This window comes from Pseudomonas sp. DrBHI1, assembly GCF_002205115.1.
Lineage (GTDB): Bacteria > Pseudomonadota > Gammaproteobacteria > Pseudomonadales > Pseudomonadaceae > Aquipseudomonas > Aquipseudomonas mosselii.
The window spans coordinates 1-21,600 of sequence record NZ_NIBE01000019.1; the positions used below are offsets into that span (position 1 = coordinate 1).

18 protein-coding genes are annotated in these 21,600 nt (G+C 65.9%); 13 read left to right on the forward strand and 5 right to left on the reverse strand.

All coding sequences use genetic code 11. The features are described 5' to 3' along the window. The 5 genes from kdpA to CC207_RS03180 form a co-directional block, all read left to right on the forward strand. Nucleotides 1–1,677: potassium-transporting ATPase subunit KdpA (gene kdpA / locus CC207_RS03160; protein ID WP_256581983.1), on the forward strand; the 1,677-nt coding region annotated here is incomplete at its 5' end. A gap of 10 nt (nucleotides 1,678–1,687) precedes the next feature. After that, nucleotides 1,688–3,742, forward strand: coding sequence for a potassium-transporting ATPase subunit KdpB (gene kdpB, locus CC207_RS03165; RefSeq protein ID WP_028690486.1), 2,055 nt, complete (start codon nucleotides 1,688–1,690; stop codon nucleotides 3,740–3,742). A gap of 12 nt (nucleotides 3,743–3,754) precedes the next feature. Further along, nucleotides 3,755–4,318: a potassium-transporting ATPase subunit KdpC gene (gene kdpC, locus CC207_RS03170; protein WP_028690487.1), complete on the forward strand. Its 564-nt coding sequence runs from the start codon at nucleotides 3,755–3,757 to the stop codon at nucleotides 4,316–4,318. Between the two features lie 150 nt (nucleotides 4,319–4,468). Beyond that, nucleotides 4,469–7,123, forward strand: coding sequence for a sensor histidine kinase KdpD (locus CC207_RS03175; protein ID WP_088851570.1), 2,655 nt, complete (start codon nucleotides 4,469–4,471; stop codon nucleotides 7,121–7,123). Beyond that, nucleotides 7,120–7,815: a response regulator gene (locus CC207_RS03180; protein ID WP_062363681.1), complete on the forward strand. Its 696-nt coding sequence runs from the start codon at nucleotides 7,120–7,122 to the stop codon at nucleotides 7,813–7,815. Before CC207_RS03175 ends, CC207_RS03180 begins: the two co-directional genes overlap by 4 nt. A 9-nt stretch (nucleotides 7,816–7,824) precedes the next feature. On the opposite strand, the gene lysA is transcribed toward CC207_RS03180, so the two are convergent. Beyond that, nucleotides 7,825–9,054, reverse strand: coding sequence for a diaminopimelate decarboxylase (lysA, locus tag CC207_RS03185; protein ID WP_088851571.1), 1,230 nt, complete (start codon nucleotides 9,052–9,054; stop codon nucleotides 7,825–7,827). Nucleotides 9,055–9,179: 125 nt separating this feature from the next. Here lysA and CC207_RS03190 point away from each other — a divergent pair, with 125 nt between their 5' ends. Together CC207_RS03190 and CC207_RS03195 are read left to right on the forward strand one after the other, a co-directional pair. Further along, nucleotides 9,180–10,094 carry a LysR family transcriptional regulator gene (locus tag CC207_RS03190; protein ID WP_088851572.1) on the forward strand — a complete coding sequence of 305 codons (915 nt, stop codon included), beginning with the start codon at nucleotides 9,180–9,182 and terminating at the stop codon, nucleotides 10,092–10,094. Nucleotides 10,095–10,173: 79 nt separating this feature from the next. After that, on the forward strand, nucleotides 10,174–10,512 hold the full coding sequence (locus CC207_RS03195; RefSeq protein ID WP_028690492.1) for a hypothetical protein: 339 nt from the start codon (nucleotides 10,174–10,176) through the stop codon (nucleotides 10,510–10,512). Between the two features lie 3 nt (nucleotides 10,513–10,515). Here CC207_RS03195 and cynR read toward each other — a convergent pair whose 3' ends face one another. Further along, on the reverse strand, nucleotides 10,516–11,406 hold the full coding sequence (gene cynR / locus CC207_RS03200; protein ID WP_088851573.1) for a transcriptional regulator CynR: 891 nt from the start codon (nucleotides 11,404–11,406) through the stop codon (nucleotides 10,516–10,518). 110 nt (nucleotides 11,407–11,516) lie between these two features. On the opposite strand from cynR, the gene CC207_RS03205 reads away from it, so the two are divergent. The 3 genes from CC207_RS03205 (at nucleotide 11,517) to CC207_RS03215 (ending at nucleotide 13,984) form a co-directional block, all read left to right on the forward strand. Continuing rightward, entirely contained in the window at nucleotides 11,517–12,176 is a 660-nt protein-coding gene (locus tag CC207_RS03205) for a carbonic anhydrase (protein WP_088851574.1), read from the forward strand. Nucleotides 12,177–12,205: 29 nt separating this feature from the next. Beyond that, nucleotides 12,206–12,676 (forward strand): cyanase, encoded by a 471-nt coding sequence (gene cynS, locus CC207_RS03210; RefSeq protein WP_028690495.1) that lies wholly within the window; start codon nucleotides 12,206–12,208, stop codon nucleotides 12,674–12,676. Nucleotides 12,677–12,760: 84 nt separating this feature from the next. After that, nucleotides 12,761–13,984 (forward strand): amidohydrolase family protein, encoded by a 1,224-nt coding sequence (locus CC207_RS03215; protein ID WP_088851575.1) that lies wholly within the window; start codon nucleotides 12,761–12,763, stop codon nucleotides 13,982–13,984. A gap of 9 nt (nucleotides 13,985–13,993) precedes the next feature. Here the strand turns inward: CC207_RS03215 and CC207_RS03220 are convergent, their stop codons facing one another. From CC207_RS03220 to CC207_RS03230, 3 genes are all read right to left on the reverse strand, one after another. Next, entirely contained in the window at nucleotides 13,994–15,247 is a 1,254-nt protein-coding gene (locus CC207_RS03220; protein WP_088851576.1) for an arsenic transporter, read from the reverse strand. Between the two features lie 8 nt (nucleotides 15,248–15,255). Further along, nucleotides 15,256–16,509 carry an MFS transporter gene (locus tag CC207_RS03225; RefSeq protein WP_028690498.1) on the reverse strand — a complete coding sequence of 418 codons (1,254 nt, stop codon included), beginning with the start codon at nucleotides 16,507–16,509 and terminating at the stop codon, nucleotides 15,256–15,258. A gap of 132 nt (nucleotides 16,510–16,641) precedes the next feature. Further along, nucleotides 16,642–17,535: a LysR family transcriptional regulator gene (locus tag CC207_RS03230; RefSeq protein WP_028690499.1), complete on the reverse strand. Its 894-nt coding sequence runs from the start codon at nucleotides 17,533–17,535 to the stop codon at nucleotides 16,642–16,644. Nucleotides 17,536–17,681: 146 nt separating this feature from the next. Between CC207_RS03230 and CC207_RS03235 the strand changes: the two genes are divergently transcribed. The 3 genes from CC207_RS03235 to CC207_RS03245 all read left to right on the forward strand — a co-directional run bounded on the left by CC207_RS03235 (nucleotide 17,682) and on the right by CC207_RS03245 (nucleotide 21,580). Next, entirely contained in the window at nucleotides 17,682–18,761 is a 1,080-nt protein-coding gene (locus CC207_RS03235; RefSeq protein ID WP_028690500.1) for a 4-oxalomesaconate tautomerase, read from the forward strand. A 76-nt stretch (nucleotides 18,762–18,837) separates the two neighbouring features. Then, nucleotides 18,838–20,151 (forward strand): C4-dicarboxylate transporter DctA, encoded by a 1,314-nt coding sequence (gene dctA, locus CC207_RS03240; RefSeq protein ID WP_088851577.1) that lies wholly within the window; start codon nucleotides 18,838–18,840, stop codon nucleotides 20,149–20,151. A 124-nt stretch (nucleotides 20,152–20,275) separates the two neighbouring features. Then, nucleotides 20,276–21,580 (forward strand): CitMHS family transporter, encoded by a 1,305-nt coding sequence (locus CC207_RS03245; RefSeq protein ID WP_088851578.1) that lies wholly within the window; start codon nucleotides 20,276–20,278, stop codon nucleotides 21,578–21,580. Nucleotides 21,581–21,600 lie beyond the last annotated feature (20 nt).

A 21,600-nucleotide genomic window follows, 5' to 3' on the forward strand; every position in this document is an offset into this window, starting at 1 on the left:
CTGCTGCTGCTGGCGTTCTTCGCCATCGTGCTGCTGCCGGCGCCCTGGCTCGGGCGTTTCTACTACAAGGTGATGGAAGGCCAGCGCACCTGGCTGTCGCCGCTCCTCGGTCCAGTGGAGCGGGGCTGCTACCGCGTGGCCGGCGTGCGTGCAGACCAGGAGCAGAGCTGGAAGCAGTACACCCTGGCCCTGCTGGCCTTCAACCTGGTCGGTTTCTTGATGGTGTTCGGCGTCCTGCAACTGCAGGGCAGCCTGCCGCTCAACCCGCAGCACCTGCCGGGCCAGGAATGGTCGCTGGCGTTCAACACCGCGGTCAGCTTCATGACCAACACCAACTGGCAGGCCTACAGCGGTGAAGCCTCGGTCAGCTACCTGAGCCAGATGATCGGCCTGACCGTGCAGAACTTCGTCAGCGCCGCCACCGGCCTTGCCGTGCTGGTCGCCTTGTGCAGGGGTATCGCCCGGCGCTCGGCCAACACCCTGGGCAACTTCTGGGTCGACCTGACCCGCGCCACCCTCTACGGCCTGCTGCCGCTGTGCCTGGTGCTGGCGCTGCTGCTGGTCTGGCAGGGCGTGCCGCAGACCTTTGCCGACTACGTCCACGCCGTGACCCTGCAAGGCACCGACCAGACCATCCCGCTGGGCCCGGCCGCCAGCCAGATCGCCATCAAGCAACTGGGCACCAACGGCGGCGGCTTCTTCGGCGTCAACTCGGCGCACCCGTTCGAGAACCCCACGGCCTGGAGCAACCTGTTCGAGGTGGCTTCGATCATCCTGATCCCGGTGGCCCTGGTGTTCACCTTCGGCCATTACGTCAAGGACCTGCGCCAGAGCCGCGCGATCATCGCCTGCATGCTGGCGCTGTTCCTGATCGGCGGCAGCACCGCGCTGTGGTCGGAGCATCAGCCCAACCCGGCCCTGGAAAGCGCCCAGGTTCAGCAGAGCGCGCCACTGGAAGGCAAGGAGAGCCGCTTCGGTACCACCGGTTCCGTGCTGTGGACGGTGACCACCACCTCCGCCTCCAACGGCTCGGTCAACGCCATGCACGACAGCCTCAACCCGATTACCGGCATGGTGGCGATGGTCAACATGATGCTTGGCGAAGTGATCTTCGGCGGCGTCGGCGCCGGCCTCTACGGCATGCTGCTGTTCGTGTTGATCGCGGTGTTCCTGGCCGGCCTGATGATCGGCCGCACCCCGGAGTACCTGGGCAAGAAGCTGCAGGCCCGTGAAGTGCAACTGCTGGTGGCGAGCCTGCTGGTGATGCCGGTGGGCGTGCTGATCCTCGGTGCCATCGCCGCCAGCCTGCCCGGGCCGGCCGGCGCGGTGACCAACCCCGGCGCCCACGGTTTCAGCCAGCTGTTGTACGCCTACACCTCCGGCGCTGCCAACAACGGTTCGGCCTTCGCCGGTTTCGGCGCCAACACGGTGTACCACAACGTGATGATCGGCTTGGCCATGCTGATCGGTCGCTTCGGCTACATCCTGCCGGTGTTGGCCCTGGCCGGCGGCCTGGCGGCGAAGAAGAGCGCGCCGCAAGGCCTCAACAGCTTCCCCACCCACGGCCCGCTGTTCACCACGCTGCTGCTGGTGACCATCCTTTTGGTCGGCGGCCTGACCTTCCTGCCGGCCCTGGCCCTGGGGCCGATTGCCGAACACCTGAGCCTGGGTTTCTGAGGAATACACAATGAACATGCCCATTCCCGAAGTGAAGGCGCATCAAGGCGCCAAGGACCAGACCCGCTTCAGCGCGTTGTGGCGCCCGGCCCTGGTCCAGGCTTTCGTCAAGCTTGATCCGCGCCAGCTCAAGCGCGCCCCGGTGATGCTGGTGGTGGCCCTCACCGCCGTGCTCACCACCGTGTTGTGCTTGGTGCCCGGCAGCGGCGTGAGCACCGGCGTGGCGGTGCAGATCGCCGTCTGGCTGTGGTTCACCGTGCTGTTCGCCAACTTTGCCGAAGCCCTCGCCGAAGGCCGTGGCAAGGCCCGCGCCGACAGCCTCAAGGCCGGCAGCCAGGGCCTGACCGCCAAGCGCCGCAAGAGCGACGGCAGTTTCGAGAGTGTCGCCGCCACCCAGCTTCGCAAGGACGATGTGGTGCGCGTCGTGGCCGGCGAGATGATCCCCGGCGACGGCGAGGTGCTCGAAGGCATCGCCGCGGTCAACGAGTCGGCGATCACTGGCGAGTCCGCCCCGGTGATCCGCGAGTCCGGCGGCGACCGCTCGGCGGTCACCGGCAACACCCGCCTGGTCTCCGACTGGCTGCTGATCCGCATCACCAGCAACCCGGGTGAGTCGACCCTGGACCGTATGATCGCCCTGGTCGAAGGCGCGAAACGCCAGAAAACCCCCAACGAGATCGCCCTGGACATCTTGCTGATCGGCCTGACCCTGATCTTCCTGATCGTGGTGGTTACCTTGCAGCCGTTCGCCCGTTTCGCCGGCGGCGAGCTGCCACTGATCTTCCTCGCCGCGCTGCTGGTGACCTTGATCCCCACCACCATCGGCGGCCTGCTGTCGGCCATCGGCATCGCCGGCATGGACCGCCTGGTGCGCCTGAACGTGATCGCCCGCTCCGGTCGGGCGGTGGAGGCAGCTGGCGACGTGCACACCTTGATGCTCGACAAGACTGGCACCATCACCTTCGGCAACCGTCGTTGCAGCGCGCTGCACGCCGCCTCCGGGGTGACCGCCAAGGAGCTGGGGGAGGGCGCCTTGCTCGCCTCGCTGGCCGACGACACGGCCGAAGGCAAGTCGATCGTCGAGTACCTGCGTCAACTGCACGATTTCGACGAGCCCTCGAGCACGCAATATGAAGCCATCGCTTTCAGCGCCGAGACCCGGCTGTCGGGCATCGATTTCCAGCAGCGCCGCTACCGCAAGGGCGCCGTCGACGCGGTGCTGGCCTTCTGTGGTCTGCAACGCCTGGAGCTGCCCGCCGCCCTGGCCCGTGAAGTGGAGCGCATCGCCCAGAGCGGCGGCACGCCGCTGCTGGTGTGTGTCGACACGCACCTGCTCGGCGTGATCCACCTCAAGGACGTGGTCAAGCCCGGTATCCGCGAGCGTTTCGCCGAACTGCGCAAGCTCGGTATCCGCACCGTGATGGTCACCGGCGACAACCCGCTGACCGCCGCCGCCATCGCCGCCGAGGCCGGCGTGGACGACGTGCTCGCCGAAGCTACCCCCGAGAAGAAGCTGGCGCGCATCCGCCAGGAGCAGAACGACGGACGCCTGGTGGCCATGTGCGGCGACGGCGCCAACGACGCCCCGGCCCTGGCCCAGGCCGACGTGGGCATGGCCATGAACGACGGCACCCAGGCTGCCCGCGAGGCGGCCAACATGGTCGACCTGGACAGCGACCCGACCAAGCTGCTGGACGTGGTGCAGGTGGGCAAGGAACTGCTGGTCACCCGCGGCGCGCTGACCACCTTCTCCATCGCCAACGATGTGGCCAAGTACTTCGCCATTCTGCCGGCGCTGTTCGCCGCCATCTACCCGCAGCTGGGCGTGCTCAACCTGATGCACCTGGCCAGCCCGCAGAGCGCGATCCTCTCGGCCATCGTGTTCAACGCGCTGATCATCATCGTGCTGATCCCCCTGGCGCTGCGCGGGGTGCGGGTGCAGGCCGCCAGCGCCGCCCACCTGCTGCGGCGCAACCTGCTGATCTACGGCGTGGGCGGCATCATCGTGCCGTTCGCCGGGATCAAGCTGATCGACATGCTGCTCACTGCACTGCACTTGGTTTGAGGAGAGACTGACATGACCGCCTATGTACGCCCGGCCCTGAGCCTGATCCTGCTGATGACCGTGGTCACCGGCGCGCTGTATCCCCTGGCGGTGACCGGCATCGCCCAGGTCGCCTTCCCTGACCAGGCCAATGGCAGCCTGGTGCGCGATGATCGGGGCGAGGTGCGCGGTTCGGCGTTGATCGCCCAGGAATTCAAGGGTGACGCCTGGTTCCAGTCGCGGCCTTCGGCGGGGGCCTATGCCACCGTGGCCAGCGGCGCCAGCAACCTGGCGCCGAGCAACCCGGCGCTGGCCGAGCGCGTGAAAACTGATGCCGCCGCGCAGTACCAGGTGCAACAGGGGCCGGTGCCGCAGGCGCTGCTGACCACCTCGGGCAGCGGGCTGGACCCGCACCTGCCGCCCGAGGCGGTCGCCTACCAGCTGCCGCGTGTGGCGGCGGCGCGGCAGGTGCCGGTTGAGCGCTTGCAAGCGCTGGTGAATGAGGCCACCCTGCGTCCACTGATCGGGCCGCCTGTGGTCAATGTGCTGGCGCTGAACCAGGCGCTTGAGCGCCTGGCGCCTGTGGCCGTGCACTGACCCTTGTAGGAGCGGCCTTGTGTCGCGAAAGGGCTGCGCAGCGGCCCCCAGGGTTCAAGTGTTTATACAAAGATCGCCGGGGCCGCTTTGCGGCCCTTTCGCGACACAAGGCCGCTCCCACAGTGACCGTGAACAAGCAAAGGATAAAACATGAGTGACTCCGCCCGCGCCGACGCGCTGTTGGCGGGCCTGCCCCGGGAAGGCCGGGGCAGGCTCAAGGTTTTTCTCGGCGCCGCGCCCGGGGTCGGCAAGACCTTTTCCATGCTGCAGGCCGCCCACGCCCAGCAACGCCACGGCGTGCGCGTGGTGGCCGGGGTGGTCGAGACCCACGGCCGCGCCGAGACCGAGGCCCTGCTCGGGGGCCTGACCCAGCAACCGCTGCTGCGCAGCGAGTACCGTGGCGTGATGCTCGAGGAAATGGACCTCGACGGCCTGCTCAAGGCCGCGCCCCCCTTGGTGCTGGTCGACGAACTGGCCCACACCAACGCCCCCGGCAGCCGCCACGCCAAGCGCTGGCAGGACGTGCAGGAACTGCTCGCCGCCGGCATCGACGTGTACACCACGGTCAACGTCCAGCACCTGGAAAGCCTCAACGACAAGGTCCGCGACATCACCGGCGTGCAGGTGCGCGAGACCCTGCCCGACTGGGTGCTGCAGGAGGCCTTCGAACTGGTGTTGATCGACTTGCCGCCGCGCGAGCTGCTCGAGCGTCTGCGCGAGGGCAAGGTCTACGTCCCCGAGCAGGCGCGGGCAGCCATCGAGGCCTATTTCTCCCAGACCAACCTCACCGCCCTGCGCGAGCTGGCCATGCAGACTGCCGCCGCCCAGGTCGATGCGGACCTGGCCAGCGGCTACCGCCAGCGTGGCCAGGAAGCACCGGCCCTGCGCGGTCGCCTGCTGGTGGGCATTGACGGCGACGACCAGGCCGAGCGCCTGGTGCGTCATGCCTGTCGCGTGGCCCAGCGTCGCCATCTGCCGTGGAGCGTGGTCCATGTCGACAATGGCCGACTGCGTGACGAGACCGCCCGCCATCGCTTGCAGGCCGCCCAGCAACTGGCCGAGCGCCTGGGCGGTGAAGTCGTGCTGCTGCGCGCCGGCGAGGTGGCCCGTACGCTGATCCAGCACGCCGACGAGCGCCGCGCCAGCCTGGTGCTGGTGGGCCAGTCCCGCGATCTGCTGCGTCGGCGCTTCTTCGGCGCCGGTGTCGCCGCGCGCCTGTTGCGCGAGAGCCACGGCCTGGAGATCAACGTGCTCGACCGCGACACCCAGCCGCAACCGGCGCGCGCGGCGGTCAAACGCGTGTGGGTATGGCGCCACTACCTGCTGGCGCTGTTCGCCACGATGCTGGCCACCGGCCTGGCCTGGGCCGTGTCGAGCCTGCTGGCGCTGCCCAACATCTCCCTGGTGTTCCTCGCCGCCGTGCTGTTGGTGGCGGTGCGCAGCAGCCTGGGTCCGGCGTTGGCCTGCGCGGCGTTGTCGTTCCTGACCTACGACTTCCTGTTCATCCCGCCGAACTTCTCCTTCGCCATCCAGCGTGAGGAGGACGTGCTGACCCTGGTGTTCTTCCTGCTGATGGCCGCGCTCACCGGCAACCTGGCCGCTCGCCAGCGTCGCCAACTGCAGGCCTTGCGCGAGACCCAGGCGCAGACCAACCAGTTGCTCGACCTGTCGCGCCGCCTGACCGTGGCCACCGACCGCCAGGCCGTGTTCAGCGCCGCCGGCCAGCATATGGATGGCTGGCAGGACGTGCAGGTGTGCCTGCTTGAACGCAGCGCCGATGGCTTGTTGCAGGTCGCCAGTGGCGGCAACCATGCCTTCACCGACAACGAACGCGCCGCCGCCGAGTGGGCCTGGCAGCATGGCCAGGCTGCAGGCTTTGGCAGCGACACCTTGCCTCACGGGCGTTGGTGGTGGTGGCCGTTGGCCGTGGAAGAGCAACCCTTGGCGCTGCTCGGCATTCGCCCCCGCGATGGCGAGCCGCTGAGCGCCCAGCGCCGCCGCCTGCTGAAGGCCCTGGCGCAACCCCTGGCCCAGGCCCTGGCCCGCGCACGCCTTGGCGAGCAACTGGAAGCCGCGCGCCTGCACGGTGAAACCGAGCAACTGCGCAGCGCCTTGCTCGCCTCGGTCTCCCACGACCTGCGCACCCCGCTGACGTCCATGCGCGGCAGCATCGACAGCCTGCTGGCCCTGGGCGACGCGATTCCCCCGGATGACCGCCGCGAACTGCTCGAAGGCACCCGCAACGAAGCCGAGCGCCTGGACCGCTACATCCAGAACCTGCTGGACATGACCCGCCTGGGCCACGGTACGCTCAAGCTGGCCCGCGACTGGGTGGCCCCTGCCGACATCGTCGGCAGTGCCCTCAATCGCCTGCGCGTGGTGCTGGCGCCCTTGCGCGTGCACACCGAAGTGCCGCCCGAGCTGCCGCTGTTGTTCGTGCATGCGGCGCTGATCGAGCAGGCGCTGATCAACGTGCTGGAGAACGCCGCCCGTTTTTCCCCGCCGCAGGGCCGCCTGGCGCTGCAGGTTTCGGTGCGTGACGAGCAGCTGTGCTTCGCGGTGGCCGACGAAGGTCCCGGCATCCCCCAGGACGAGCGTGAAAAGATCTTCGACATGTTCTACACCGCCGCCCGTGGCGACCGCGGCGGGCAGGGCACCGGCCTGGGCCTGGCGATCTGCCAGGGCATGATCGGCGCCCATGGTGGCCGCATCCTGGTCGATGATGGCATCGATGGCCACGGCACCTGCATCACTCTATGCTTGCCGCTGCCGACCCAACCCGATACTGAAAGTGAAGCCCCATGAGCCAAGCCGCCACCCTGCTGGTCATCGACGACGAGCCACAGATCCGCAAGTTCCTGCGCATCAGCCTGGCGTCCCAGGGCTACAAGGTGCTCGAAGCCGCCACCGGCGGCGAGGGCCTGGCCCAGGCCGCGCTGAACAAGCCCGACCTGGTGGTGCTCGACCTGGGCCTGCCGGACATGGACGGCCAGCAGGTGCTGCGCGAGCTGCGCGAGTGGAGCGCGGTACCGGTGATGGTGCTGTCGGTGCGCGCCAGCGAGGTGCAGAAGGTCGATGCGCTGGATGGCGGGGCCAACGACTACGTGACCAAGCCGTTCGGCATCCAGGAGTTCCTCGCCCGGGTGCGCGCACTGCTGCGCCAGGCGCCGCAGGTAGGCAACGGGCCGTCGGCGGCGAGCTTCGGGGCGCTGGTGGTGGACTTCGCCTTTCGCAAGGTGACCCTGGACGGCGTCGAGGTGGCGTTGACGCGCAAGGAGTACGCGTTGCTGGCGCAGTTGGCCGGGCACCCGGGACGGGTGATCACCCAGCAGCAGCTGTTGAAAGACATCTGGGGGCCGACCCATGTGGACGATACCCACTACCTGCGCATCGTGGTAGGGCACCTGCGGCAGAAACTGGGGGATGACCCCACGGCGCCGCGGTTCATCGTCACCGAGGCGGGGGTGGGGTATCGGTTGGTCACGCCGGCCCAGTAGGGGCGGGCTTTATATACCCAGCTCCAGTGCCAGAAGCTCCTGCACGGTCTGGCGCCGGCGGATCATGCGCAAGTTGCCTTGTTCGATCAGAAATTCAGGCAGCAGGGGGCGACTGTTGTAGTTCGACGACATCGAAGCCCCGTAAGCCCCGGCATCGTGGATCACCAGCAGGTCACCCACTTTGGCCTGGGGCAGTTGCTGTGGCGTCAGTTCCTCATCGTTCTGGGTGAATACATCCCCCGACTCGCACAGCGGCCCGGCCACCACGGTCGGTTGCAGCGGACGGCTCACCGGTCGGCCCACCGCATCGAACAGGCTCATGCGGTGGTAGGCGCCGTACATCGCCGGGCGCATCAGGTCGTTGAAACCGGCATCGACCAGGATGTAGTGCCGGTCACCCATCTGCTTGACGGCGCGTACCTCGGCCACCAGGCAACCCGACTCCGCCACCAGGAAGCGGCCCGGTTCGATCTCCATGCGCACGGGGTGGCCGAGCATGGTTTCGATCTCCGCCCGCGCCACTGCCCAGGTATGGGCGTAGCGTTGCAGGTCCACCGGCTGGTCGTCGGTGCGGTACGGCGTGGACAACCCGCCGCCGATGGAGAAGGCCTCGATGTCCATGCCCAGCTTGTCGACCAGCCCGACCATGGCACCGGCTACCTGTTCCAGGTGTTCGTAGTCCACCCCCGAGCCGATGTGCATGTGCACGCCCACCAGGTGCAATCCGTACTGTTTCACGCAGGCCAGCGCCTCGGGCAACTGCTCGTGCCAGATGCCGTGCTTGCTGTTCTCGCCGCCGGTGTTGGTCTTGCGGCTGTGGCCGTGGCCGAACCCCGGGTTGATGCGCAGCCATACCCGGTGCCCGGCGGCGTGCTCGCCCAGCTGGCGGAGCATGTCGATGGAACCGGCGTTCACCTCGATCTTTGTCTCGACCACTCGAGCCAGGGTGGGCTGGTCGAGCACGTCGCAGGTCAGCACCACGCCGGCCGGCTCGCCGTCCACTGTCGCCCCGGCCGCGAACGCCCGCTCCATTTCGCCCAGCGACACGGCATCGAGCACCAGGCCACGTTCGCGCATCAGGCGCAGGACGTGCAGGTTGGGGTTGGCCTTCTGCGCGAAGCGGACCGTGTCGAAGTGCTGCTGCAACTGATCGATGCGCTGGTGGATGGTCTGGGCGTCGTAGGCCCACAGTGGGGAGCCGTGCTGGCGGACGGCCTGGGCCAGGAGGGTGGTGGTCATGGGGTGTTCCTTGTAATGGATGCACCGATCTTGAGTCAGTTGATTGATCCAGAAAAATAGCTATTTATGCTGGCTCGATTCATATTTGATATGTATGCGTCAATCTCACGGGTCTTGGCATCACCATGAAACTCACCATCCGCCACATCGAAGTGTTCCGCGCCATCATGGCCGCCGGCAGCGTCACCGGCGCCGCCCGCCTGCTGTTCACCTCGCAACCCACTGTCAGCCGTGAGCTGGCGCGCATGGAGCAGGTCACCGGTTTGAACCTGTTCGAGCGCGAAGGCGGGCGCCTGACGCCCACGGCCCAGGCCTTGCTGCTGATCGAGGAGGTCGAGCGCGCCTTCGTCGGCCTGGAGCGCATCGACCGCTTCGCCCAGGCCATCCGCAACTTCGAGCAGGGCCGGCTGGCCATCACCTGCCTGCCACTGTTCTCGCAGACTCTGCTGCCCAAGGCCTGCAAGGCGTTCCACCAGCAACACCCGGGGGTCAGCGTGAGCATTACCGCGCAGGAGTCGCCGTTGCTGGAAGAATCATTGGTCGCCCAACAGCACGACCTCGGCTTGACCGAAACCGCGCAGGTGCCCAGGGGCGCGGTCGGGGAACTGCTATTCAGCGCCGACATGGTCTGCGTGTTGCCCGAGCATCATCCGTTGCTCGCCAAGCCAGTGCTTGAGTTGCACGACTTCCATGAGGTCGACTTCATCAACCTGGCCAGTCTGGACAGCTATCGGCAACAGCTGGACCGCCACTTCCGCGAGGCTGGAGTAAACAGGCGCACGGTGATCGAAACCACCAGCGCCGCCTCGGTATGCGCCATGGTCCGGCAAGGGCTGGGCGTGGCGATCATCAACCCGCTGAGCGGGTTGGAGGCAGGGCAGGGTGGGCTGCCCATGCGCCGTTTGAGTCTCTCGGTACCGTATCAGGTAATGCTGATCCGACCAGAGCTGCGCCCGGCGTCGGCGGTGCTGGAGCCGTTCTGCAAGGCGCTTAGGCTGCAGGCCGGGGAGATGGAGCGGGCATTGGCAAAGGACGCTTGAGCACGCCGTGTCACCTGTTGGAACGATTCGGAACGTGGCGCAGTCAACCCTTTCGACAGTGTTCAAACGAGGACTCGCCATGAGTACCCTGACAATCGAAGGCTGGTGCAAAAGTGACGGCGACCGCCGATCTTCCCCGGTGGGTGATATCCACTTCGACATCCAGGGCCCGACCCACACGGCGCTGGAGCAGGCCGAGGAACGTCTACAACAGAGCCACGAGCCCGAAGCGATGGTTGATGTCGACATGGAAACGCTGAACCTGGTCTTGCCCGAAGGCTACGGCCCGCTGGCCGACTGCCGCCTGCGCGTCTACCTGAGCAACGACGAACGTGGCCAGTTTCACTTGGTCGGGCATCGGGCCAGCGATGGCAGCCTGATCTACACCAACGCGGTGCTGATTGCGCAATTGAGCTGAGCCTCAGCCGTGCTCCAGTTGCGCGGCCACCTCCTTGGCCAGCGCCAGGAAGGCCCGCGCCGCCGCCGTCTGGTAGACACCCCTGCGCTGCATGAGCACGGCCGTGCGTTGCAGGCGCAAGGGGTCCAGGGCGATGGCGGCCAGGTCGTCATGCGCCAGGACGATGTTGGCCGGGAGCAGTGTCGACAGCGTTGTCCTGCGCACCACTTCGATGACCGCGCCGATGGCGTTGGCCTCCATCATTACCTGCGGGCGGATACCGTGCTGCCTGCAGTAGCGCTCGATCTGCTCACGGGTGGCAAATTCGGCGCTGAGCAGGATCATCGATTCGTCATTCAGCGCCTGTGGCCCGATGGCACTTGCCTGGGCCAACGGGTGTTGGCTGCCGACCACCAGCGCCAGGGTCTCGACCAGTAAGGGGTAGGTGTCGATGTCCTGGGCATGGCGTTCATCGAAGGCGATACCGACATCCAGTTCGTCCAACTGCAGCATCTGTTCCATACGCTCCTGGGCGATTTCGCTCAGGTTCAGGGTGATGTTGGGGTACCGGCCATGAAAGGCCTCGACCAGGGGGCCGACCAGGTAGCTGGTAAAGGTGGGTGTCACTGCCACCCGCAATGAGCCTCGGCTGAGGTCGCCCACGTCATGGATCGCGCGCCTGGCCTCCTGCAGTTCCTGCGACGCCCGTTTCGCATAGCGCAGATAGACCTCGCCGGCATCGGTCAGCCGCGTGGTGCGCCCCGAGCGATCGAACAACTGCGCGCCCAGGCTTTCCTCCAGTTGCCTGACCTGCTGCGAAAGCGCGGGCTGGGAGACGTGCAGGGCTGCCGCCGCCCGAGTGAAACTGTGGTGTTGCGCGACCGCGAGGAAGTACTGGATATGCCGGGCGAGCATGCTTCTCTCCATAAGATAATCTGATGCCGTTCATCATAAATGAGACTTTTACCTTATGTAACGCACCGCCTAACCTTTGCCTCACACACCGCGACACTGAGGCATCAGCCATGCAAGACATCATCGACGGCTTCCTGAAGTTCCAGCGCGACGCCTTCCCCGAGCGGGTCAAGCTGTTCAAGGACCTGGCCACCCAACAAAGCCCTCGGGCGCTGTTCATCTCCTGTTCCGACAGCCGCCTGGTGCCCGAACTGGTCACCCAGCGTGAACCCGGCGACCTGTTCGTCATCCGCAACGCCGGCAATATCGTGCCGTCCTACGGCCCTGAACCCGGTGGGGTGTCGGCCTCGGTCGAGTATGCCGTCGCCGCCCTGCAAGTGGCCGACATCGTCATCTGCGGCCACTCCGACTGCGGCGCCATGACCGCCATCGCCACCTGCAAGTGCCTGGACCATATGCCCGCCGTGGCCGGCTGGCTGCGCTACGCCGACTCGGCCCGGGTGGTGAATGAAGCCCGCCAGCATCAAAACCCCCACGCCAAGGTCGAGGCCATGGTGCGCGAGAACGTGATCGCCCAGCTGGCCAACATCCAGACTCACCCCTCGGTGCGCCTGGCCCTGGAAGAGGGCCGCGTGGCCCTGCACGGCTGGATCTACGACATCGAGAGCGGTCGCATCGACGCCTTCGACGGACGCACCGGCCAGTTCGTATCCCTGGCGGACAACCCAGCAGTCCGCGCTGTTTCCCACGCCTCCCGGCACGTTGCCTGAACCCGATTTTCAACCCAAGGAGACACCTCATGATCCAGTCGCAAATCAGCCAGAACGCCCGCCTTGCCCTGAGCGAAGCCATCCTCCTGGCCAAGGCCCGCAAGGACCTGTCGTTCGCCCAGATCACCGACGGCACCGGCCTGTCCGAAGCCTTCGTCACCGCCGCGCTGCTGGGCCAGCACCCGCTGCCGGCCAGCGCCGCCCAGGTGGTGGGCGACAAGCTGGGCCTGGACGCCGACGGCATCGCCCTGCTGCAGACCGTGCCATTGCGCGGCAGCATCCCCGGCGGCGTGCCGACCGACCCGACCATCTACCGCTTCTACGAGATGCTGCAGGTGTACGGCACCACCCTCAAGGCACTGGTCCACGAGAAGTTTGGCGACGGCATCATCAGCGCCATCAACTTCAAGCTGGACGTGAAGAAGGTCGACGATCCGGAAGGGGGTTCGCGCGCTGTGATCACCCTGGATGGCAAGTACCTGCCGACCAAGCCGTTCTGATTCGCTCATAGGCAATGGCTCGGGCGCCGAACGACGCCCGGGCTTTTTCCACGCGCGCTAATGATCCCCTACAGGAGCGACGGCATGGACCTGATCTTCAGAAATGTCCGCATCGATGATGCAAAACCCTTGATGGATGTGGCCGTGCGCAACGGCAAGATCACTGAAATCGCCCAAACGATCACCGCAACGGCAACCCAGGAAATCCAAGGCAACGGCAATGTCCTGATCCCAGGCTTCGTCGAAGGCCACCTGCATCTGGAAAAAGCCAACGTCATGCAGCGCAAGGCCAACCGCTCCGGCACCTTGACGGAAGCGATCGCCGTCACCGCCGAGCTCAAGCCCACGCTCACCCGCGAAGACATCCGCGAGCGCTCGACCCAGGTGTTGCGCGCGCTGGTGCAGGCCGGCACCACCCATGTCCGTGCCCACGCCGAGTTCGACCCCGGCCAGGGTTTCACGGGCCTTGAAGTGGTGCTGGAACTACGGGAAACATTCCGCGATGTCATCGATATCCAGGTGGTCGCCTTTCCCCAGGAAGGCATCCTCAAGTTGCCCGGCATGAAAGCGATGATGGTCGAGGCCATGGAGAAGGGCGCCGATGTGGTCGGCGGCATTCCCTACAACGACGCCTCGCCCCTGGAGCACATCGATTTCGTCTTCGACCTGGCCCAGCGCTATGGCAAGGACATCGACCTGCACCAGGACTTCGCCGACGACGCCGAGCACATGACCATCGAATACGTGGCCCGCCGGACCCTCGCGGCAGGCTACCAAGGGCGCGTCAGCGTCGGCCACCTGACCAGCCTGGCGGCCGTCGAACCAGCGCGCCAGTCGCGTATCATCGCGCTGCTGCGCGAAGCCGACATCAGCGTGATGTGCCTGCCCGCCACCGACCTGCACCTGGGCGCCCGTGGCGACAGCCACAATGTGCGGCGCACCCTGACCCCGGTACGGGCGTTGCGCGATGGCGGAGTGAACGTGTGCCTGGCCACCAACAACATCCGCAATGCCTTCACTCCCTACGGCACCGGCGACCTGCTGCATATCGCGCAGCTGGCCATCCCCGCCTGTCACCTGGGCGGGGCGGACGACCAGGCCACGGTGCTGCCGATGCTCACCAGCAACCCGGCCAAGGCCCTGGGGTTGCAGAGCCATGGCTTGGCGGTGGGCAACGACGCGGACCTGGTGCTGATGGACACCCACCGTATCAGCGACGTGATCCTCGACCTGCCCGAGCGGCTGATGGTGCTCAAGCGCGGCAGGGTGGTGGCGACAGCGGAGCAGCGGCGCTCGGTGGTGTTCTGAAGGCCGGGCTCATACGGCCAGCAGCAACAGTGCCGCCAGCAGTGCCGGGGGCATTACCAGCACGCCCAGACGCAAGAAACTCAATGCGCCGACATGCTCGCCCTCGCGGCGGATCGCCACCAGCCACAGCAGCGTGGCCAGGGAGCCGGTGATCGACAGGTTCGGTCCCAGGTCGACGCCGATAAGCAAGGCGGCGGTGGTCTGCCGGGGCAGTTCGACGAGGTGGCCGATGGAACCGGCGATCAGGCCGGTGGGCAGATTGTTCATCAGGTTGCTGGCCACGGCCGCAGTCACCCCCGCCGTCCAGCTTGCCGTGCCTGCCGACTGTTGCGCCAGGGCGGCCAACGATTGGGCAAGACGGTCGATCACGCCGGTGTGGGCCACGGCTTCCACCAGCACGAACAGTCCTGCGACCAAGGGCAGGACCCCCCAGGCCACGTGGCGCAGCAACGGCGCCGGGTTGCGCCGCTGACGCAGGTGGATCAACCCGGTGGTGGCCATGCCTGCGCAAAATGTCGGCAGCCCTAGCGGCACGTCCAGTGCCGATACCGTCAACAGCAGGGTGCCGGTGAACATCAGGCCCAGCGCGCAAAGCCGGGCGCCGGCCGACAAGGGGCGCATCTCGATGGCCACGGCCAGCGGCTGACGGATGCGCTCGCGCTGGGTCAGGCGCAGCACCAGGTAGGTCATGGCGATGGCGCCCAGCGAGGGCAGGGTGAACTGGCGCAGCCATTCCAGCAGCGGCGGCATCTGGCTGCCGAAGACTACCAGGTTGGCCGGGTTGGAGATGGGCAGCACGAAGCTGGCGGCATTGGCGATGAAGGCGCAGATGAACAAGTAGGGCAGCGGCTCGGCCTTGGCCGCCTTGCACGCCGCATACACGGCCGGTGTCAGCACCACAGCGGTGGCGTCATTGGACAGGAACACGGTGACCAGTGTACCGACCAGGAATACCAGGTCGAACAGGCGTTGGCCCGAGCCCCTGGCATGCTGCACCGCGTACCTGGCCAGCCAGTCGAACAAGCCTTCCTGGCGAGCCAGCTCGGCCAGCACCATCATGCCGGTCAGGAACAGGTAGACATCGCCTCCTTCGGCGATTGCCGCCAAGGCCAGGCGCCATGGGATCAGGCCGCAGGCCGTCAGCCCTAAGGCGGCGCCCATCGCCCAGACATATTCGGGCACGCGTCCCGGCCGAAGGATGACCAGGGCGGTGGCCGCGGCCGCAACCGACCAGATGATCAGGGATGACTCAGCGACTGGCATGCGAGGACTCAGTTTCCGGAAGGGGAGTGAAGGGGAGGGGCTTGCTCGGCGTTGGCATCGCTGGCCGGTCGGCGGGTCTCCGGCATGGCCAGCCAAAGCAGAAGCAACGCTGCAGTCGCGATGCCCGCCAATGTCAGGAATGCCGCGTCGTAGCCTGCGGACTGTACCACCAGCCCCGCGACACCGGGACTTAGCGCCGCGCCCAGGCCGAAGGCCGTGGACAATGCGCCAAGGCTGACATTGAAGCGCCCGCTGCCTTGGGTGAGGTCCTTGACCACTACCGGGAACAATGCGCCGAACAGTCCGGCGCCTATGCCATCGAGCAATTGCACGGCCACCAGCCAGAACGGATCGTCCGACATCACGTACAGCACGCCACGCAGCGGCAGGATCAGAAAGCCGGCGAGCAACAGCGGCTTGCGTCCCCAGCGGTCGGCCCTGGCGCCGGCCAGCAGCGCCATGGGCACCATCACCAGCTGCGCCGCGACGATGCACGCCGAGGTCAGCGGCGTGGCCAACTGCAGGTTGGCCTGAGCCAGTTTCTGCCCCACCAGCGGAAGCATTGCCGCGTTGGCCAGATGGAACAACGCGCAGCACACGGCGAACAGCAGCAAGGGGCGATTGTGCAACAGTACGGCAAGGCCGGCGGGGTGGGCGTGCTGGCCCGGCGGCCGCGGGTCAAGGCCGCGCGCGAGGTCATGGTCGATGGCTGTCGCCGGCACTCGGCTGATGGCGATCAGGCTGGCCACAGTCATCGCCGCCATCAGGTAGAACACCGCCACCGGTCCGAACAGGTAGGCCAGCCCGCCGGCGAGCACCGCCGAGCAGGCATTGCCGGCATGGTTGAAGGTTTCGTTGCGGCCCATGCGCCGGGTGAATGCCCGCGGCCCGGTCAGGCCCAGTGAAATGGCAGCGATGGCCGGCGCGAACACGGAACCGGCGAGCGCGCTGATGGCTTGGGTCAACGTCACCAGCGCGACGCTGGTGACCCAGGGCAGCACCAGGCAACTGCCGGTCACCAGCAGCGCGGCGATGGCCATCACGGCGCGCTTGGCCGTGGTCCTGTCGATCAGCGCGCCAGCTGGCGTCTGGGTCAGCAATGCCGTGACGCTGGCCAAGGTCATGACCAGGCCGATACTGCCGGGCTCCCAATGGTGCACCGCCAGCAGGTAGATCGCCAGGTAGGGGCCAAGCCCATCACGGACATCGGCCAGGAAAAAATTCAACCCATCGAGCGAACGTTCATGAGCAGGCGAGGCCAAGGAAAACTCCGCAGGGACAAGTGAACAGAGCGCCCTGGATTTCAAGGGCGGTCAATAGCCGCATACGTTAGCACTCCGCGGCGCAGGTGCTGATGAACTTTGCGCGGATCCGGCATGCCATCGGCCCAGGGGTCAGCGATTGGGCCATTGCTGCAACAGGATCGATACGAACTTTTCGGCCGCCGGCGACAGCGACGCACCGCGACGAAACACCAAGCCCAGCGTGCGGCTGACCTGCGGCTCGCCCAGCGGCACGCTGACCAATGTCGGATGGTCGGCGCTGGGCATGGCCAGGCTAGGCATGGCCGAGACCCCCAGCCCGGCCTCGACCATGCCCAGCGAGGTCGACAGGTGCTGGACCTCGTAGAACCATTGAGGACGAAGGTTCAGACCGGCCAGCGCATGATCGAGCAACATGCGGTTGCCGCTCAGGCGACCGACTCCGATCAAGCGGTAGTCGGCCAGTTCGGCCCAGGTCACCGACTCGCGCTTGGCCAACGGGTGGTCCCGGCGGCAAGCGAGCACAAAATGCTCCTGTACCAGCGAGACGAACTCGATGTCCGGATGCTGGCCACTCATCATGTTGATGCCAAAATCGGCCTCTGCGCGCAGTACGGCTTCCAGCCCATCGTTGGCACTGAGGTCCAGCAGGCGGATGCGGATCTTCGGGTACTGCGCGTTGTAGTCGCGGATCACCGAGGGCAGAAAGTAGAACGCTGCCGTGGGAATGCAAGCGAGGGTGACCTGCCCCGTCTGGCGCTCGGCCAGTTCACGGATGCTCAGGATCGAATCCTCGAAATCATCCAGCAGGCGCCTGGCCTTGGGCAGGAAATCCCGACCCACGCTCGTCAGGCTGACCCGGCGCGTAGTGCGTTCGAGTAACGAAGTACCGAGCCCTTCCTCGAGCTTCTTGATTCGTCGGCTCAGGGCGGGTTGGGACAAGTGCAGCGCTTCTGCAGCTTCGTGAAAGCTGCCAAGTTCGGCGATTTTCACGAAAGATCTTATATCTTGCAGTTCATATTCCATCAGGCATCGCTCAGTGGGCCGTTCGATTATTGATGCTTGTATCGCAATAATGACTACGATATTTGCATTGGATTGATTTATCCATCCCTGTCACTCTTTTGCTCACAACATCAATGATGTCCATTGATCAACAAGAGTGCGAAATCATGCAACGAATTCCTTGCGTACTCATGCGCGGCGGTACCTCCAAAGGGCCGTTCTTCCACGCCTGGGACCTGCCTGCAAACGTGGTCGAGCGCGACGAGTTGCTGATCAACCTGATGGGCTCCGGACACGAGCTGGAAATCGACGGCATCGGTGGCGGCAGCCCGCAGACCAGCAAAGTGGCGATCATCAGCCCGTCGTTGCACGCCGATGCCGATGTCGACTACCTGTTCGTCCAGGTGATGGTCGCCCAGCGGCGCGTCGACACCGCGCCCAACTGCGGCAACATGCTGTGCGCCGTGGGGCCGTTCGCCATCGAGCAAGGGCTGGTCAAGGCCAACGACGGCAAGACCCTGGTACGCATCCGCAACCTCAATACCGGAACCTTCGTCGATTCACTGGTGCAAACGCCTGGCGGCATCGTGCGCTACGAAGGGCGCACGGCGATCGACGGCGTCCCTGGCACGGCGGCCCCGGTGCACCTGACGTTCCTCGATGCAGTGGGCAGCAAGACCGGCAAGCTGTTCCCTACGGGCAAACCTCAGGATGTGATCGACGGCGTGCCGGTCACCTGCATCGACATGGCGATGCCCATGATGATCGTCGACGCCCGGCAACTGGGCGTGACCGGCTCGGAAACCCCGGCCGAGCTGGATGCCGACAATGCCTTGCTGCAGCGCCTGGAAGCCTTGCGCCTGAAGGCTGGCAAGGCCATGGGCCTGGGTGATGTCAGCGGCATGGTGATCCCCAAGCCGGTGCTGGTCGCGCCACCTCGGCATGACGGTACGGTGCAGGTGCGCTATTTCATGCCGCACAATTGCCACCGGGCCCTGGCGATCACCGGCGCCGTCGGATTGGCCACGGCTTGCGTCAGCGCCGGTACGGTGGTCGGCGACCTGCTCGGCGAGGGTGCACAACACTTGGAGCAGGTGCGCATCGAACATCCCAGTGGTGGCATCGACGTGGCGCTGTCGCGTAGCGGCGTCGATGGCAAGACCCTGCAGGCATCGGTGGTGCGTACCGCCCGTCGGCTCTTCTCAGGGTTCGTCTATGCCCCGTCCTCGCGCAGGCTGGCGGGATAGACTCAGGCCGCCGCCACCATCAGCGCGGCTTCAGCAACAAGCGCATCCGCACAATTTCAACAATGGGTGATGCCTCATGAAACTTGCCAGATCCCTGTATTTCCAGATCCTCTGCGCCGTCCTGCTGGGCGTGGTGGTCGGCCACTTCTGGGCGCAACAGGCCGTTGCCCTCAAACCTCTGGGCGACGCCTTCATCAAGTTGATCAAGATGATGATCGCGCCAGTGGTGTTCTGCACCATCGTCACCGGCATTGCCGGCATGACCGACAAGCGCTCCCTGGGGCGCCTGATGAGCAAGACCTTGCTGTTGTTCCTGCTGCTGACCGTGATCAGCCTGGTGATCGGCCTGGCGGCGGTGTACCTGTTCCGGCCCGGCGCCGGCATGAACATCGATCCTGCCACCCTGAGTACAGAAGGCCTGGGCCAGTACGCCGCCTCGGCGGCGAAACTGGGCGTGGTCGACTTCTTCATGCACATCATTCCGGAGACATTCGTCGGTGCCTTCAACAAGGGTGAGGTGCTGCCGGTGCTGTTCATCGCCGTACTCAGCGGCTTCGCCCTGTCGTCCATGGGCGAGAAGGGCCGGCCCGTCCTTGCGGTGCTGGAGTCGGTCTCGATCATGGTGTTCCGTATCTTCGGTTACCTGATGCGTTTCGCCCCGGTCGGTGCGTTCGGTGCGCTGGCCTTCACCGTCGGGCAATACGGCGTTACCTCCCTCGGCGCCCTGGCCAAGCTGGTGGGCACGCTGTACATCGCTTGCGCCTTCTTCGTCCTGGTTGTGCTGGGCGGCATCTGTCGCGCCCATGGCTTCAGCCTGTGGAAGCTGCTGCGCTATTTCCGCGAAGAATTTCTGGTGGTGCTGGGTACCTCGTCCACCGAGCCGGTGCTGCCGCGCATGCTCGAAAAGCTCGAGCGGCTCGGTTGTCGCAAAGGCGTGGTAGGGCTGGTACTGCCAACCGGGTATTCCTTCAACCTCGATGGCACCGCCATCTACCTGTCGCTGGCGGCCGTGTTCATCGCGCAGGCCTGCAACATCGACCTGACCCTCGGGCAGACGGTGACCATGCTGGCAATCATGCTGCTGTCGTCCAAGGGGGCCGCCGGCGTGACCGGCAGCGGCTTCGTGGCGTTGGCCTCGACCCTCACGGTCATCCACGACATACCGCTGGCCGGGCTTGCCTTGTTGATCGGTATCGATCGCTTCATGTCCGAGGCGCGGGCCCTGACCAGCCTGGCCAGCAACGCTGTGGCCACCGTGGTCATCTCGCTGTCGGAGCATGCCTGCGATCGCGAAACCTTGCTGCGCCGCCTCGACGGCGCGCCATCGGCGGCCGACGAAGCCGTCGACGCTCACCCCGAGTGGTCCGCGCAGCCTCCCCGGCACGGCTGACCAACCGGTTATCGCTCCCATGTTGCAGTAGACTTCCCCCCAGCATCCCTGCGATGCCGGGTGGGGCAGGGGGCCGCCTGCGCGTCGGGCGGCCAAACACAGAATAAAAACAAGAGAAAAAACCATGCTCGCACTCCTGGGCCTGATCATGGTGGTGACGTTCACCTACCTGATCATGAGCAAACGCCTGTCGCCGATCGTCGCGCTCACAGTGGTACCCATCGTTTTTGCCGTGATTGGCGGTTTCGCTCCCGAGCTCGGCAAGATGATGCTCGATGGCCTGAAGATGGTGGCACCCTCGGCGGCGTTGCTGCTGTTCGCCATCCTGTTCTTCGGCCTGATGATCGATGCCGGCCTGTTCGATCCTTTGATCCGCAAGATTCTCAAGCGGGTGAACGGCGATCCGATCAAGATCGCCATAGGCACCGCGCTGCTGTCGTTGCTGGTTGCCCTCGACGGCGACGGCACCACCACCTACATGATCACCTGCGCGGCGATGCTGCCGCTGTATAAACGCATCGGCATGAACCCGATGATTTTGGCCACGGTGTCGATGCTATCGCTGAGCATCATGAGCGGCATGAGCCCCTGGGGCGGGCCTGCCACCCGCGCGATCGCCGCCCTTGGCCTGGATGCGACCGAATACTTCATCCCGATGCTGCCCACCGTGATCGGCGGCGCGGTCTGGGTGGTGTTCACCGCCTATCTGTTGGGGCGCGCCGAGCGTCGGCGCATCGGCAATGTCACCCTGGCGTCAGGGGGCGGCAATTGCTACATCAAGGAGATCCTCGGTGACAACCCACACAAGCGTCCGCGCCTGGCCTATGTGAACCTGATGCTGGTGATCGCCGTGATGACCGCGCTGGTGATGGGCGTGATGCATTCCGCGCTGCTGTTCATGATCGGTTTCGTCGTCGCGTTGGTGATCAACTATCCGCAACTGGAGCTGCAGAAGGAGCGCATTCTCGCCCATTCGGGCAATGCCATGACCGTCGTGCTGCTGGTGTTCGCCGCCGGCATATTCGCCGGCATCTTCTCCGGCACCAAAATGGTCGACGCCCTCGCCCAGACCTTGGTGGACTGGATCCCCGACGCCTGGAGCCACTGGTTCCCGCTGGTGGTGGCGCTGACCAGCATGCCGCTGACCTTCGTACTGTCCAATGACGCCTACTACTTCGGGGTGGTGCCGATCCTGGCCAACGCGGCCGCGGCCTATGGCATCGACCCGGTGGAAATCGCCCGGGCCTCGGTACTGGGGCAGCCGGTGCACCTGATGAGCCCGTTGGTTGCCTCGACCCTGTTGCTGGTGGGGATGGTCGACCGCGATATCGGCGACTTCCAGAAAGCCACCGTCAAGTGGGCGGTGCTTACCTCGCTGGTGATCACCGCGCTGGCGCTGCTCACAGGTGCCTTGTCCTTCTTCGTGTGAATCACCGGGCGCCGCGCGGC